The organism is Flavobacterium keumense (assembly GCF_029866485.1).
Classification (GTDB): domain Bacteria; phylum Bacteroidota; class Bacteroidia; order Flavobacteriales; family Flavobacteriaceae; genus Flavobacterium; species Flavobacterium keumense.
The window spans coordinates 1,305,105-1,318,937 of record NZ_CP092332.1; the positions used below are offsets into that span (position 1 = coordinate 1,305,105).

The 13,833-nt window shown below is 36.9% G+C and carries 12 protein-coding genes; 9 read left to right on the plus strand and 3 right to left on the minus strand.

Annotated elements, in window-relative coordinates:
• Positions 1–92: 92 nt before the first annotated feature.
• From rfbC to MG292_RS05725, 8 genes are all read left to right on the plus strand, one after another.
• Positions 93–641: a dTDP-4-dehydrorhamnose 3,5-epimerase gene (rfbC, locus tag MG292_RS05690; protein WP_264533680.1), complete on the plus strand. Its 549-nt coding sequence runs from the start codon at positions 93–95 to the stop codon at positions 639–641.
• 469 nt (positions 642–1,110) lie between these two features.
• Positions 1,111–2,364, plus strand: a complete 1,254-nt coding sequence (locus tag MG292_RS05695; protein WP_264533679.1) for an ATP-binding protein — start codon at positions 1,111–1,113, stop codon at positions 2,362–2,364.
• A 304-nt stretch (positions 2,365–2,668) separates the two neighbouring features.
• Entirely contained in the window at positions 2,669–3,517 is an 849-nt protein-coding gene (gene rfbD / locus MG292_RS05700; protein WP_264533678.1) for a dTDP-4-dehydrorhamnose reductase, read from the plus strand.
• Positions 3,518–3,692: 175 nt separating this feature from the next.
• Positions 3,693–4,739, plus strand: coding sequence for a dTDP-glucose 4,6-dehydratase (gene rfbB, locus MG292_RS05705; RefSeq protein WP_264533677.1), 1,047 nt, complete (start codon positions 3,693–3,695; stop codon positions 4,737–4,739).
• A gap of 185 nt (positions 4,740–4,924) precedes the next feature.
• The gene (rfbA, locus tag MG292_RS05710; protein ID WP_264533676.1) at positions 4,925–5,794 is read left to right on the plus strand and encodes a glucose-1-phosphate thymidylyltransferase RfbA; all 870 of its coding nucleotides are present in this window, start codon (positions 4,925–4,927) and stop codon (positions 5,792–5,794) included.
• A 127-nt stretch (positions 5,795–5,921) separates the two neighbouring features.
• On the plus strand, positions 5,922–7,874 hold the full coding sequence (locus MG292_RS05715; RefSeq protein ID WP_264533675.1) for a polysaccharide biosynthesis protein: 1,953 nt from the start codon (positions 5,922–5,924) through the stop codon (positions 7,872–7,874).
• Between the two features lie 317 nt (positions 7,875–8,191).
• Positions 8,192–9,625 carry an MBOAT family O-acyltransferase gene (locus MG292_RS05720; RefSeq protein WP_264533674.1) on the plus strand — a complete coding sequence of 478 codons (1,434 nt, stop codon included), beginning with the start codon at positions 8,192–8,194 and terminating at the stop codon, positions 9,623–9,625.
• Entirely contained in the window at positions 9,625–10,503 is an 879-nt protein-coding gene (locus MG292_RS05725; protein ID WP_264533673.1) for a hypothetical protein, read from the plus strand. The genes MG292_RS05720 and MG292_RS05725 overlap by 1 nt, the downstream gene beginning before the upstream one ends.
• Before the next feature lie 260 nt (positions 10,504–10,763).
• Here the strand turns inward: MG292_RS05725 and MG292_RS05730 are convergent, their stop codons facing one another.
• Positions 10,764–11,873, minus strand: coding sequence for a lipoprotein N-acyltransferase Lnb domain-containing protein (locus MG292_RS05730; RefSeq protein WP_319799838.1), 1,110 nt, complete (start codon positions 11,871–11,873; stop codon positions 10,764–10,766).
• Between the two features lie 184 nt (positions 11,874–12,057).
• On the opposite strand from MG292_RS05730, the gene MG292_RS05735 reads away from it, so the two are divergent.
• On the plus strand, positions 12,058–12,789 hold the full coding sequence (locus MG292_RS05735; RefSeq protein ID WP_264534556.1) for a CDP-alcohol phosphatidyltransferase family protein: 732 nt from the start codon (positions 12,058–12,060) through the stop codon (positions 12,787–12,789).
• A 12-nt stretch (positions 12,790–12,801) separates the two neighbouring features.
• On the opposite strand, the gene MG292_RS05740 is transcribed toward MG292_RS05735, so the two are convergent.
• Positions 12,802–13,026, minus strand: a complete 225-nt coding sequence (locus MG292_RS05740; protein WP_264533672.1) for a DUF5808 domain-containing protein — start codon at positions 13,024–13,026, stop codon at positions 12,802–12,804.
• 1 nt (position 13,027) lies between these two features.
• Positions 13,028–13,768: an LPS export ABC transporter ATP-binding protein gene (gene lptB, locus MG292_RS05745; RefSeq protein WP_264533671.1), complete on the minus strand. Its 741-nt coding sequence runs from the start codon at positions 13,766–13,768 to the stop codon at positions 13,028–13,030.
• Positions 13,769–13,833: the final 65 nt, after the last annotated feature.

A 13,833-nucleotide genomic window follows, 5' to 3' on the forward strand; every position in this document is an offset into this window, starting at 1 on the left:
GTAGGATATACGATTTACGAATTTAAAATATAACAATTTACGATAGGAATAGATTGCGTCACTACGTTCGCAATGACAGACAACAGAATACAATGACAATAGAAACTACACCCATTCAAGATTTACTTATTATTAATCCCACAGTATTTGAAGATGCGCGTGGGTATTTTTTTGAGGCGTATAATCAAGAGAAATTGGCAGCCTTAGGGGTTACCATTGATTTTGTGCAAGACAATCAGTCGTTTTCCAAGCGTGGTACTTTGAGGGGCTTGCATTATCAAAATCCGCCGTATGCACAGACTAAGTTGGTGCGGGTACTGCAAGGCGAAATCATTGATGTAGCCGTAGATATTAGAAGAGCGTCGCCTACGTATGGGCAGCATTTTGCGATACGGTTATCCGCCGAGAATAAAAAGCAATTGTTGATTCCGCATGGTTTTGCGCATGGTTTTTCAGTGATCAGTGAGACGGCTGTGGTGTTGTACAAATGCGATCAGTTTTATAATAAAGCTAGTGAAGGCGGTATCCGTTTTGATGATCCTAGTTTGAATATTGATTGGGGAATTGATTTAAAAGACGCTATTGTGTCCGATAAAGACTTGGTGTTGCCGGGGATTGACGGGTGTAATAGTATGTTTTAGATGTACGAGGGACGATTTACGATATACGATTTACGATTTACGATTTACGATTTGATAATGTAGCAATTTGAAAATTTGAAAATGAAATAATTTGAAAATGTGTGTTTGGTTGTTGGTTGTCAGTTGTTAGGAATTAGTATATTCTAATTTATCTGTTCTTGAAATGAGCGAAGTGACTTCTTAAATTTCCTTATATGACTTATATGGTATATAACAATAGTAATTAGTGAATAGTAATTAATAGTATTAATCCTTAAAATTATTAAAGTTGACCTACGTTCGTAATGACAAAAAAAGATCCAATAATCAGTAATTAATATAAAAAGCGCATAAGAATAGATCTTATATTTGCACGACAAAAAACCTTATATTTGCACAATAAAATATCTTATATTTGCACAACAAAAAACCTTATATTTGCATAATTGCATTTTTAAAAGTATATTTAAGCTAAATACATAGGGAGTAAATGAATTATATTAAACGATTGGTTGAAGATGATTTAATGGCAAAAATGGCCGCTTCTGGCGCGGTACTGATAAAAGGTCCTAAATCATGCGGGAAAACAGAGACTGCTATGCGGTATGCAAAAAGCGTTTTGAGAATGGATCGAGATCCACAAGTTCCGGTAATTATGGCAACCAATCCACAATTATTATTGGAGGGAGAAACCCCGCGATTGATTGATGAATGGCAAGAACAACCTGAAATATGGAATTATGTGAGACACGAAGTCGATGAACGCAAGTCTAAAGGCGAGTTTCTACTTACAGGCTCCGCTAATCCGCCTGAACAGGTGAGGCTTCATAGTGGTGCAGGACGATTTACAGTTTTGCAAATGGACACCATGACTTGGCAAGAATTAGGTTATTCAAGTGGTACTGTAAAACTATCGGATTTGCTTCTTGGGTTAGGAAATGATTATTACGAACCTGCGATTTCATTGGAATCTATCATTGAAAGAATTTGTATAGGGGGGTGGCCTACATTGATTAATGAGGAGTATAAAAATGCCTTGAAAATGAATCGAGGCTATATAGATTTGCTTTGCGAGGTAGACATGAGTCAAGTGTCTGGAGTGAAGCGTAATCCCCATAAAGTACGGAGTTTATTACGCTCTCTATCGAGAAATATAGCAACTTTAGTTGACAACAAGACCTTAGAGAAAGATGTAAAAATCAATGAAAATAATGAACTATCAAGAAACACGCTTTCTGATTATTTAGATGCATTATCTAAATTAATGATTCTATACGAGCAACCTGCTTTTAACCCTCATATTCGATCAGCTGCATCGTTGCGTAAATCTCCCAAAAGGCATCTATGTGACCCCTCGTTAGCAGTTGCAGTTTTGGGTTTGGATAAGGAATCATTGATGAAAGATATTAAGTACACCGGTTTTCTGTTTGAATCACTGGCAATACACGAATTGAATGTATATGCAAAAACAAATGATGCTACGGTTTACCACTACAACGATTCATATGGCTATGAAGTAGATGCCATCGTTCAGAAACGCAACGGAGATTATGCAGCATTTGAAATAAAACTAGGCGTAGGTTTTATTGACGAAGCTGCTGAAAATCTCAAAAAGTTTGCAACCAATATTGACTCGGAAAAAATGGAATCTCCAAAATCACTGAATATAATTACCGGAACGGGAATGAGTTACCGGCGTCCCGATGGAATAAATGTGATTTCATTAGCTTCTTTGGGGGTTTAGCAATATACCATTTGCGAAGTTGGATGTACGATTTTAGATATGCGAAGTGCGATATAAGAATGTAGCAATTTAAAAATGGAACAATTCATGATGTTTGATTTAAGAGAGCGTTCAGAATTCAGTTATAAGTGTTCAGAATTTACTAATTGAATATCCTGTAATAGAGCGAAGAGACTTTCTTATATTTCCTTATATGACTTATATGGTTTAAAAATTTATGATTTGAGAAATAGAGATTGCGTCACTACGTTCGCAATGACTTACATTAGCGCCTTGGCGTCTTAGTGGTAACAAAAGCAAAATAATGAATAAAAAAATACTAGTAACAGGTGCTAACGGACAACTGGGTTCGGAATTGAAGGAGTTGGCATCGCAATATGCCCAATTCGAATGGGTGTTTGCGGATCGTTCGGTTTTGGATTTGAGTGATTTGGCAACGATATCCGATGTATTGGATGGGATTCAACCTCACATTATTATTAATTGTGCGGCTTATACTGCCGTGGATAAAGCGGAAACTGAAACGGAATTGGCCGACGTGTTGAACCATCAAGCCGTAGCGGTTTTGGCCCGATGGACAGCATCACATCAAGTACAATTACTCCATATTTCGACTGATTATGTTTTTGATGGTAGTTCGAGTACTCCTTTGACTGAAGATGCCCCAACCGGACCGATCAATGTGTATGGTCAAACCAAATTGGCAGGGGAACACGCCTGTTTGCGAGAAAATCCAGAGGCTATTGTTATTCGGACTTCTTGGGTGTATTCTCGTTTTGGGAACAATTTTGTAAAAACCATGAGCCGATTGATACAAGAACGCGATAGCATCAATGTAGTGAACGACCAGATAGGCTGTCCTACTTATGCTGCTGATTTGGCGCAAGCCATTATGACGATTATTACGCATTCTCATTGGCAAGGTGGTATTTATCATTTCTCTAATAAAGGAGAAATGAGTTGGTATGAATTTGCGTTAGCGATTCAAGAAATAGGAGGGTGGGAGTGTACAATTTCCGGGATTCCTTCATCCAATTACCCTACACCTGCGCGACGACCGCATTATTCCTTGTTGGACAAATCCAAAATTACGACTACCTTTGGAGTGGTTGTTTCTGGGTATCGGGAGAGTTTGGAGAAATGTATGAAGTGATTTACGAGGTACGATGTATCAATGTATCAATGTATCAATGTATCAATGTATCAATGTATCAATGTAACAATTTAGAGATTGCCTGACTGTCGCAGGCAGGCTTCACTGCGTTCGCAATGACGGACAACTGATAAAAAACTTAGTGACTTAGCGCCTTTGTGGCAAAATAAAAAAAATGAAAAAAATATTGATTACCGGCGGAGCCGGATTTATTGGGTCTCATGTGGTGAGACGTTTTGTGAATCAGTATCCGAATTATCAGATTTTTAATTTGGATGCCTTGACTTATGCGGGGAATTTAGAGAACATTGCCGATATTGAAAAGGCACCTAATTATACTTTTGTGAAAGGCAATATTGTAGATGCTCCTTTTATTGATGCTTTGTTTGCTGAGCATCAGTTTGATGGGGTACTGCATTTGGCAGCTGAATCGCATGTGGATCGCTCTATTACAGACCCTTTGGCGTTTGTGAAAACGAATGTGATTGGGACGATGAATTTGTTGAATGCGGCTAAAACGATTTGGAAAGACAATTTTGAAGGCAAACGTTTCTATCATATCAGTACCGATGAGGTCTATGGTAGTTTGGGTGCTGAAGGTTTGTTTACTGAAACGACGGCTTATGACCCTAATTCGCCTTACTCGGCTTCGAAAGCGAGTTCGGATCATTTTGTACGAGCGTATGGCGAGACCTACGGTTTGCCGTATGTGTTGACCAATTGCTCTAACAATTATGGGCCTTTTCATTTTCCAGAGAAATTGATTCCGCTTTTTATCAATAATATTATTCAAAATAAGCCGTTACCGGTATATGGCGATGGGAAATATACGCGCGATTGGTTGTTTGTAGAAGATCATGCTGTAGCGATTGATTTGGTTTTTCATAAAGGGAAAAATCACGATACCTATAACATCGGCGGTTTTAATGAATGGCAAAATATTGATTTGGTTAAATTGTTGTGCCAAATTATGGACGACAAATTAGGCCGCCCAGCAGGGACTTCGGCTCAATTGATTACCTACGTGAAAGACCGCCCAGGGCACGACTTGCGTTATGCGATTGATGCGACTAAAATTAACCAAGAGTTAGGTTGGAAACCATCGGTTACTTTTGAAGAAGGATTGGAGCGCACGGTGAACTGGTATTTAGACAATCAAAAATGGTTGGATAATGTGACTTCGGGGGCGTATGCGAGTTATTATGAGAAGCAATATACGTAGAATTACGATATACGAGGTACGATTTACGAATGGAAATTTATCAATGTAGTAATTTAAAAATTTAACAATTTTAAGAATAAGATTGCTCCACTGCGTTCGCAATGTCAGACAAACAATAAACGACAACTGATAAAGACTTTGTGCCCTAGCGTCTTAGTGGCAATAAAGAAAAAAAATAAAAACACATGAAAGGAATTATACTCGCCGGAGGATCCGGTACTCGATTGCATCCCTTAACCTTAGCGATGAGCAAGCAGATGATGCCGGTCTATGATAAGCCCATGATTTATTATCCGTTATCGACTTTGATGATGGCTGGGATTAACGAAATTTTGATTATTTCGACACCTCATGATTTGCCAAATTTTCAAAAATTGTTAGGCGATGGGGCAGCTATTGGATGTCAATTTAGTTATGCCGAGCAAGCCGTTCCGAATGGATTGGCACAGGCTTTTGTGATTGGGGCTGATTTTATTGGTGACGATTCGGTGGCGCTGGTATTGGGCGATAATATTTTCTTTGGGGCTAATATGCAAGAATTGTTGCGTTCTAATACAGCCCCTGATGGAGGTGTGGTATTTGCGTATCATGTTTCAGATCCGGAACGTTATGGCGTAGTAGAGTTTGATCATGAATTCAAAGCCCTTTCAATAGAAGAGAAACCATTGGAACCTAAATCGAATTTTGCTGTTCCAGGTTTGTATTTTTATGATAATTCAGTCGTTGAAATAGCCAAGAATATTCAGCCTTCTGCCCGTGGCGAATATGAAATTACTGATGTTAATAAAGAATATTTGCGACAAGGCAAGTTGAAAGTCGGAATTTTAAGTCGGGGAACGGCTTGGTTAGATACCGGAACATTTGCTAGCTTGATGCAAGCAGGGCAGTTTGTACAAGTTTTAGAGGAGCGTCAAGGTTTGAAAGTAGGATGTATTGAAGAGATTGCTTGGCGTCAAGGATTTATTAGTTCAGAACAACTAAGAACAATAGCTGAACCCTTACGAAAATCGGGCTACGGGGATTATTTATTGGGATTGTTAAAGAATAAGTTGTAAGATTTATTTGAGATTGATTGATATAAAATAATTTTATTTCGTTTAAATTGTTTATTTTTGGTTACTTTGTACTTAACTAAAAGTCCAAATTAAGTAATATTAATTTTCTATTTCTCTGAATATCAGTATGTCTAAAAAAGAAACTCATTTTATGTCGTTTTTTTCAAGAGAAAATCTAAGGTTTAACATTAGTAGTCTGAATTACCTCCCTCGTTGGATTATACTTTCCATTGATTTTGGAGTACTTATATCGGCTTGTTTGTTTAATTTTTTGTTGTTCAGAGGGACAGGAGTTGATTTTGTCATTACACCTCATTGGGAAGTATTTGTTGGGTTTTTTCTATTGGTCAATCTTTTTTCGTTTTGGATCTTTAGAACCTATTCGGGTATTATTCGTCATTCTTCTTATATTGATGCTGTAAAATTACTCTTCTCACAAGTTTTTGTTTTGGTCTTTTTCTTGATTTTTAACTTGGTTTATGAGTTTCGATTTGAAGAAAAAGTTTTCCTAAATACCGCATTGTTAATTAATACAGTATTTTCGTTTTGTGGCTTGTTCTTATACCGAGTACTTGTAAAACGTACGTTTGAATTGTATTTTTCGGACAATTCAAAGCAAAAGTTAGTAAAAACGATTATATACGGTACTGACGCTAATGCCTTATCTGTTGCCAATGCCTTGAATTCAGAAACTCCGGCTCGTTTTAAAGTACTTGGGTTTGTGGATCATCACAATCAAAATGTTTCTAAACGAATGTTGGATTTGCCTATTTTGGCACAAAAGAAAAAATTACCTGCTTTGATGCGTTCCATGAATGCAGAAGGGGTAATTATTGCTGATAAGAGTTTAACTAAAGAAGAACAAATTTATATTGTAGATCAATGTTTGGAGTACAATTATAAAGTATTTACAGTTCCTTTGATTACCAATTGGGAGAATCAAAAAGAGATCTCTCAAAAAATTAAAAACATTCAAATTGAAGATTTATTGGAGCGAAAGCCAATTGTATTGGATAATTCGGCTATTTCAAAACAAATAAAATCGAAAACTATATTAATCACAGGTGCTGCGGGTTCAATAGGGAGTGAGATAGTTCGTCAAGTATTAGCATTTAAGCCAAAAGTAATCTTAATGTTAGATCAAGCGGAAACGCCTTTGCACCAACTAACCCTTGAAATGCAAAGCATCACTACCGATACGGTTATTCGTAGTTTGATTGCTGATGTTCGAAGTAAGAAAGCCATGGAATCAGTTTTTGCAACACATCAACCGCAGGTGGTGTATCACGCGGCAGCCTATAAGCACGTTCCGTTAATGGAAGAAAATCCCGCACAAGCCATTGTAACAAATGTAAAAGGAACTAAAAATGTAGCTGATTTATCTTGTAAGTATGGTGTCGCTAAGTTTGTTATGGTTTCTACAGACAAAGCAGTTAATCCTTCTAACGTAATGGGTGCTAGTAAACGTATTGCCGAAAAATATGTACAGTCCTTACAATGGAAACATTCAAAAGAAAATACCGGTGTTGTCACTAAATTTATTACGACTCGTTTTGGAAATGTTTTGGGGTCTAACGGATCGGTAGTGCCTTTATTTACGAAACAAATTGCAGCAGGTGGCCCGGTGACCATTACGCATAAAGATATTATACGTTATTTTATGACGATTCCTGAAGCGTGTCAACTGGTTTTGGAAGCCGGTGCTATGGGGAACGGAGGTGAAATCTATATTTTTGATATGGGTAAACCTGTTAGAATTTATGATTTAGCACTTAAAATGATTAAGTTGGCTGGATTTGTTCCTAATGTTGATATTGCTATTGAGGAAGTAGGACTTCGACCAGGAGAGAAATTGTATGAAGAGTTGTTGAATGATTCGGCTAAAACAATTCCGACGTATCACGAGAAGATTATGATTGCTCAAGAAATGGAGGAGGAGTTTGAAGAGTTGCATCTCGATATTATTGAATTGATTACAGGTTCCGATATTTTTGATAATGATACCATTGTGAGTAGAATGAAGAAAATTGTACCGGAGTTTAAGAGTATGAATTCGACTTTTGCGGTACTAGATAATTAATTACGATTTCACTAATCGACTACAAATCCCTGGAGAACTATTCTTTGGGGATTTTTTTTTGACTCGTAAACCGTAACTCGTAACTCGATATTTTAAAACCATTTAAGTCATATAAGGAAAATTAAGAAGTCGCTTCGCTTTGTTACAGCGCATTTAAGTAGCACATCACGAACACTTATTTTAGGAATTGTTACATTTTCAAATTTTCAAATTGATACATTCTAAAATCGTACTTCGTAAATCGTCACTCGTATATAAAATTAGTTTGTAAAAAGAATAAATGGTAATTTCGCGCTTGAAAATTAGAAACCCTAATTATGTTTTTTAACTCGTTAAGTTTTGCGGTTTTTTTGCCCATAGTATTTGTACTGTATTGGTTTGTGTTTAACAAAAGTAAAGCCAGTCAGAATGCCGTGCTAATTGTAGCGAGCTATTATTTTTATTCGTGTTGGGATTGGCGGTTTTTGTTCTTGTTGGTCTTTTCTACTTTTTTGGATTACTACACAGGACTTCGAATTGAAAAAGGGACTACTGAAAAAGGAAGGAAATTTTGGTTTTGGCTGAGTATTACTGTTAATCTGGGTTTTCTAGGAGTTTTTAAGTACTATAATTTTTTTGCTAGTTCGCTATCCGAAGCGTTGAATGCTATTGGGTTATCCACTAGTCCGTTGTTATTGAATGTGGTGTTGCCCGTTGGGATTTCGTTTTATACGTTTCACGGCTTGTCGTATGTGATTGATATTTATTTGAAGCGCATCAAGGCCGAAACGAACTTTGTGGATTATTCTCTTTTTGTCAGTTACTTTCCACTACTAGTCGCTGGACCTATTGAAAGAGCTACTCATTTATTGCCACAGGTAAAAATTAAACGTCATTTTGATTTTGAGAAAGCCAAAGAAGGGGTGTATCAATTTCTTTGGGGCTTGGTCAAAAAAGTGGTTATTGCCGATACCTGTGCGACCTATGCCAATGCGATTTTTGATTATTATCCCAATATGAATTCGCTTTCCTTGATTTTGGGAGCGGTGTATTTCGCCTTTCAGATTTATGGTGATTTCTCGGGTTACTCGGATATGGCGTTAGGGATGTCGAAGTTGTTTGGGATTGATTTGTTGCGCAATTTCAATTATCCGTATTTTTCAAGGGATATTGCCGAGTTTTGGCGCCGTTGGCATATTTCACTTTCGTCTTGGTTCCGAGATTATTTGTACATTCCGTTAGGTGGAAGTAGTGGCGGTATGGGTATGAAAATTCGCAATACGTTTATCATTTTCTTGGTGAGTGGTTTTTGGCATGGCGCCAATTGGACATTTATTGCTTGGGGATTGATTAATGCGGTGTACTTTTTACCCTTATTACTTTTGAAAAAGAACCGAACCAATATGGAAACCGTAGTATTGACTCGCGATTGGCATTCGGTTCGCGTTGTTGGGAGTATTTTGAGTACGTTTTTGTTGAGTTGTTTGGCTTGGATTTTCTTTAGGGCCAATTCGATACAGCAGGCGTTGCGTTATATTCAGCGCATATTCACCGAGCAGCATTTTGTTTCTCAGTTTTTGAAAAATGAACGGTACAACTATGAGTTGTTGTTTTTGATTGGTGCCTTTGTAATAGTCGAGTGGAATTCTCGTACGAAAGTGGAGCCAATTTCAGGGAACTATAGTGGTTTGAAATTAGTGTTGTGCTTGGCTGCAATTTTGGCTTTGGGCACTTTTTCGGATTATAAGGAATTTATTTATTTTCAGTTTTAATGCAAAAATTTATACGTTTAATTGCCTTTATAGTAGTTGCTGTCATGCTTTTGGCAGTGGTTTTGGATTGGGTGTACACCACTATTTTTCAGCAATCATCGATGAGAGGGAAAATTGAATATGTGTATCACGCTCGTCCGCAACAGTATGATGTGGTTTTTTTAGGTTCGTCAAGAGCCAACAATCATTTTGTAGCGCCCTTATTTGAAGCCAAAGGTCTCAAGACGTTCAACTATGGGATGAGTGCGTCGCATTTGTTTGAGGCTTCTTTGCTATTGAAATTGATGGTAGAACGCCATTTTGTGATCAAGAAATTGATCCTTGAGACCGATATGAATTTGGCTAATGAGAAAAGAGATGCTGGAATTTCGGCTCAATTTTTACCCTATTTGCATGATTCGGAGATGATTCGGAATCATTTTGCTCAAGAAGAAGACTTTTGGAAGTTGTATTATATTCCGTTTTATCGCTATGTGGCTTTTGATGCTAAAATTGGCTTTCGAGAAATGAACCGAAGTTGGCGTGGTGTTCCTACTAATTATTTGGAAAATTTGGGGTATCATCCTTTGAGTGGTAAGAAGAAGGGAAATATGAAGAATGATATTCGTGCGTTGAATCCGCTTGACAATAAATACTACAAAGAAATTAAGGCTATTTGTAAAGCGCATCATATCCAATTGATTGCGATTATGACTCCAATGTGTTCCAATGTCAAGGGAATGGACTATTTTGATAAAGTCAAATCCAAATATCCAGAGATTTACAATTATGAAAATGTGGTGGAAGGCGATCAGTATTTTTCTTCTTGCGGGCATTTGAACGATGCAGGTGCTCGACTATTTACCGCTAGAATTTTGAGGGATTTCTTTGGGAAGTAGGGATTGGTTGTCAGTTGTTGGTTATTTGTAAATAGCTTCGCTCCCCACATACTCTGCTCCAAGTATTCGCAGACTTTGGCTTTGCCTCGGGTCGTAAATCGTACCTCGCAAATCGTAAATTTCAAACCATATAGGGTATATAAGGAAATATAAGAAGCTTTTTTAAGACCAATATTTTAAACCATTAAGAAATTAAGATTCATTAAGATATACTTGTTTTCAAATTGTTATATCGTAAATCGTAAATCCAATATCGTAAATTAAAATCGTCGTTTGAGAATAAGTCCGTTAGTAATGATTAAGGGTGTTACAATCCAAAGATGGGCTTTGTTGATTATGATAAGAGTATAGATTACTAATGCTACTAAGTTAAACCAAAATGTGTATTGTATTCCCTTTATATTGTTTGCTTTAGCAAAATACAATAAAGCAATTAGACTGGGATTAAATAACAAGATGTTATAATTGTTGGCTAGTTCTAAGTGGGTAGAATACATTCCTAAAAAGGCAAATACCATCCCTAAAAATGCCATTGTTATTAGGTATATTTTGTCAATACTGCTTTTGTTGAGTATTAGAATTAGTCCTAAAAAGAGTAAGTAAGTGTAAGGATTGTTCCACCAAGAAGAATTGGGTTCTGGTTCAAATTCCAATACCGTTTTATTTTCTTTTACAATAGGGTGTTGGTTTAGTTTGATTTGGTTGAGACTTTTTTGGAGTTCAAAAGGCAAAAAGATGCTTGTGCCTAGTTGATCTGTTTTTGTTCCAAAGAGGATACTCGTTCCTAGCTGCTCGTAAAAATGGTGGTTAAAATAAGGGTATAAAATGGTTCGGTAACTTTTATCTGTATCTCCTTTTTTTACAATTACTTTTTGATTTAAGGAACGGTTGAGTGCATCCACCGCCATAGACGTGCAGTTTTGGTCAATGAATTTATAGATGTATTCTCGATTTTCTAATTGTAGGGATTGGTTCAGGTTGTCAAATAATCGTTGTTTTTGTGCTGCCGAAATGTTGAGGACTTGTTCGTAAACAGAGCGCTTTTCGAAGGTGTAATTCGCAATGAAATCGGCATACGAATTAGCGACAGCAAAATAGTGCAGGTTTCCTTTAACGAATTTCATGGCAAAATTAGAGGTGCTAAAGTCGAATGCGCCATAATTATACACTACGTCAATTCCGTTGATGGTATCTGTTATTCGGATGGCAGTGTGGCCAAAAAGAGCATAGATTTCATTGCTTGTTCCGCAGGTTAGTACACTTGCTTTGGCTTCTTTGGAAAGCGTTATGTTTTGTGCAAAACTAATTTGTAGACTTAAGGCAAATAGGGTGAAAAAGACTGTTTTTTTTAGCACGGAATACTTCATCATAATAGGTTATTGGGCAGTGTTATTCTTATTGCCAAAAATACTCTTTTTTATAAAGTGAATCTATCTCTGTGTTCTAAAATAATAGTAAAGTAAGAGCTCTGAATGAAAAATGGGGCTTAAATCTCACGTCCTTGAAATTATTATATTAAATTTGCTCTCAACGATCTGTAGACTTTATATTATGATGACTATTAAAAAACACGTCCCTAATGTGATTACTTTGCTCAATCTTTTCTGTGGCTGTATTGCTATGGTATTTGCTTTGAACAATGATTTCGAAATGGCTTTTTATTTTGTGAGCTTGGGGATTTTCTTGGATTTTTTTGATGGTTTTTTTGCGCGCTTGTTTCAGGTTTCTAGTCCGTTAGGCTTGCAATTGGATTCATTAGCCGATATGGTGACTAGTGGGGTTGTGCCTGGGGTTGTTATGTACCAATTACTAGGGAGTTCAAGTGGTTATCCAAAGTTAGGTTGGGCCGTTGAACCGTTTCCGTTTCTAGGCTTTTGGATTGCTTTGGGATCGTGCTATCGTTTGGCTAATTTTAATATTGATACCCGTCAAACGGATTCTTTTATTGGCTTGCCTACACCAGCTAATGCGTTATTTATTTTGAGTTTGCCTCTAGTATTGCGTTATTCCGATTCGATGTTGGTTTTGGAATTATTGACTAATCCGTGGGTATTAATAGCGATTATTTTCTTGAGTGTGTATTTGTTAAATGCTGAAATCCCTTTGTTTTCTTTAAAAATCAAGACGTTTAGTGTGCAGAAGAATGCGCTGCAAATAGGCTTTTTAGTAGCTTCACTTTTACTGTTGGTATTTTTTCAGTATGCTGGGATTCCTTTAGTGATTGTATTCTATGTGTTGCTTTCTGTTGCTAATAATGCCTTTGCAAAAATGAACAAGTTAGCGTAATACAAAAATCATTTATTTCGATTTAGCGAAATAGACGATTGCACTACAAAATACAATCATAGCTAGTAATAGTAAAATTGATTTTGGATTAGCAAAGTTTACGGTCCAACCCATCCAAGGATTTCGTTTAGGCGGAAGCAATCTATGATCTTGTTTGTTGAAATAAAAAATTCCCCATATCCAATGATTCGGATCTTGATGACTTTGATTTAATTCTTCAGGGGAAAGTTTATTCATTTTAAAATTCTAATTTTTTCTTTCTCAATTCGAAGTTCTGTCCTAAATATACTCGGCGTACCATTTCGTCTTCCACTAATTCTTCAGGTATTCCTGCTTTCAGGATTCCACCTTCAAACATCAAGTACGTTTTGTCCGTAATGGCTAGTGTTTCTTGCACATTATGGTCGGTAATTAAGATACCGATGTTTTTATTTTTTAATTGGGCTACAATACGCTGTATGTCTTCCACCGCTACAGGGTCTACCCCTGCAAAAGGTTCGTCTAATAAGATGAACTTAGGGTCGGTGGCTAAACAACGTGCAATTTCGGTACGACGTCTTTCTCCACCTGATAGTAAATCGCCTCGGTTGGTTCGGATGTGTTCCAAACTGAATTCGGCAATTAAACTTTCCATTTTGGCTTCCTGTTCTGCTTTTGATAAGTTGGTCAATTGCAGTACACTTAATATATTGTCTTCAATACTTAGCTTTCTAAAAACAGAGGCTTCTTGCGCTAAGTAGCCAATTCCTGCTTGAGCTCTTTTGTACATTGGGTAATCCGTAATGTCCAAATTATCTAAATGTATACTGCCTGCATTGGGTTTTACTAAGCCTACAATCATGTAAAAAGAAGTGGTTTTACCCGCTCCGTTAGGACCTAAAAGTCCTACGATTTCTCCTTGGTTTACTTCTACCGAAATCCCTTTTACGACACTGCGGCCCTTGTAGGTTTTGATTAGATTGTCTGCTTTTAATATCATAGTCTAATGTGTAAATGAATCACTTCCTAAATGTAGCAATTGGTTTATTGTTACATTGGCAATAT

Coding starts and splice junctions, on each gene's coding strand:
- rfbC (WP_264533680.1), top strand. CDS start 93: ATGACAATAGAAACTACACCCATTCAAGATTTACTTATTATTAATCCC.
- MG292_RS05695 (WP_264533679.1), top strand. CDS start 1,111: ATGAATTATATTAAACGATTGGTTGAAGATGATTTAATGGCAAAAATG.
- rfbD (WP_264533678.1), top strand. CDS start 2,669: ATGAATAAAAAAATACTAGTAACAGGTGCTAACGGACAACTGGGTTCG.
- rfbB (WP_264533677.1), top strand. CDS start 3,693: ATGAAAAAAATATTGATTACCGGCGGAGCCGGATTTATTGGGTCTCAT.
- rfbA (WP_264533676.1), top strand. CDS start 4,925: ATGAAAGGAATTATACTCGCCGGAGGATCCGGTACTCGATTGCATCCC.
- MG292_RS05715 (WP_264533675.1), top strand. CDS start 5,922: ATGTCTAAAAAAGAAACTCATTTTATGTCGTTTTTTTCAAGAGAAAAT.
- MG292_RS05720 (WP_264533674.1), top strand. CDS start 8,192: ATGTTTTTTAACTCGTTAAGTTTTGCGGTTTTTTTGCCCATAGTATTT.
- MG292_RS05725 (WP_264533673.1), top strand. CDS start 9,625: ATGCAAAAATTTATACGTTTAATTGCCTTTATAGTAGTTGCTGTCATG.
- MG292_RS05730 (WP_319799838.1), bottom strand. CDS start 11,873: ATGATGAAGTATTCCGTGCTAAAAAAAACAGTCTTTTTCACCCTATTT.
- MG292_RS05735 (WP_264534556.1), top strand. CDS start 12,058: ATGACTATTAAAAAACACGTCCCTAATGTGATTACTTTGCTCAATCTT.
- MG292_RS05740 (WP_264533672.1), bottom strand. CDS start 13,026: ATGAATAAACTTTCCCCTGAAGAATTAAATCAAAGTCATCAAGATCCG.
- lptB (WP_264533671.1), bottom strand. CDS start 13,768: ATGATATTAAAAGCAGACAATCTAATCAAAACCTACAAGGGCCGCAGT.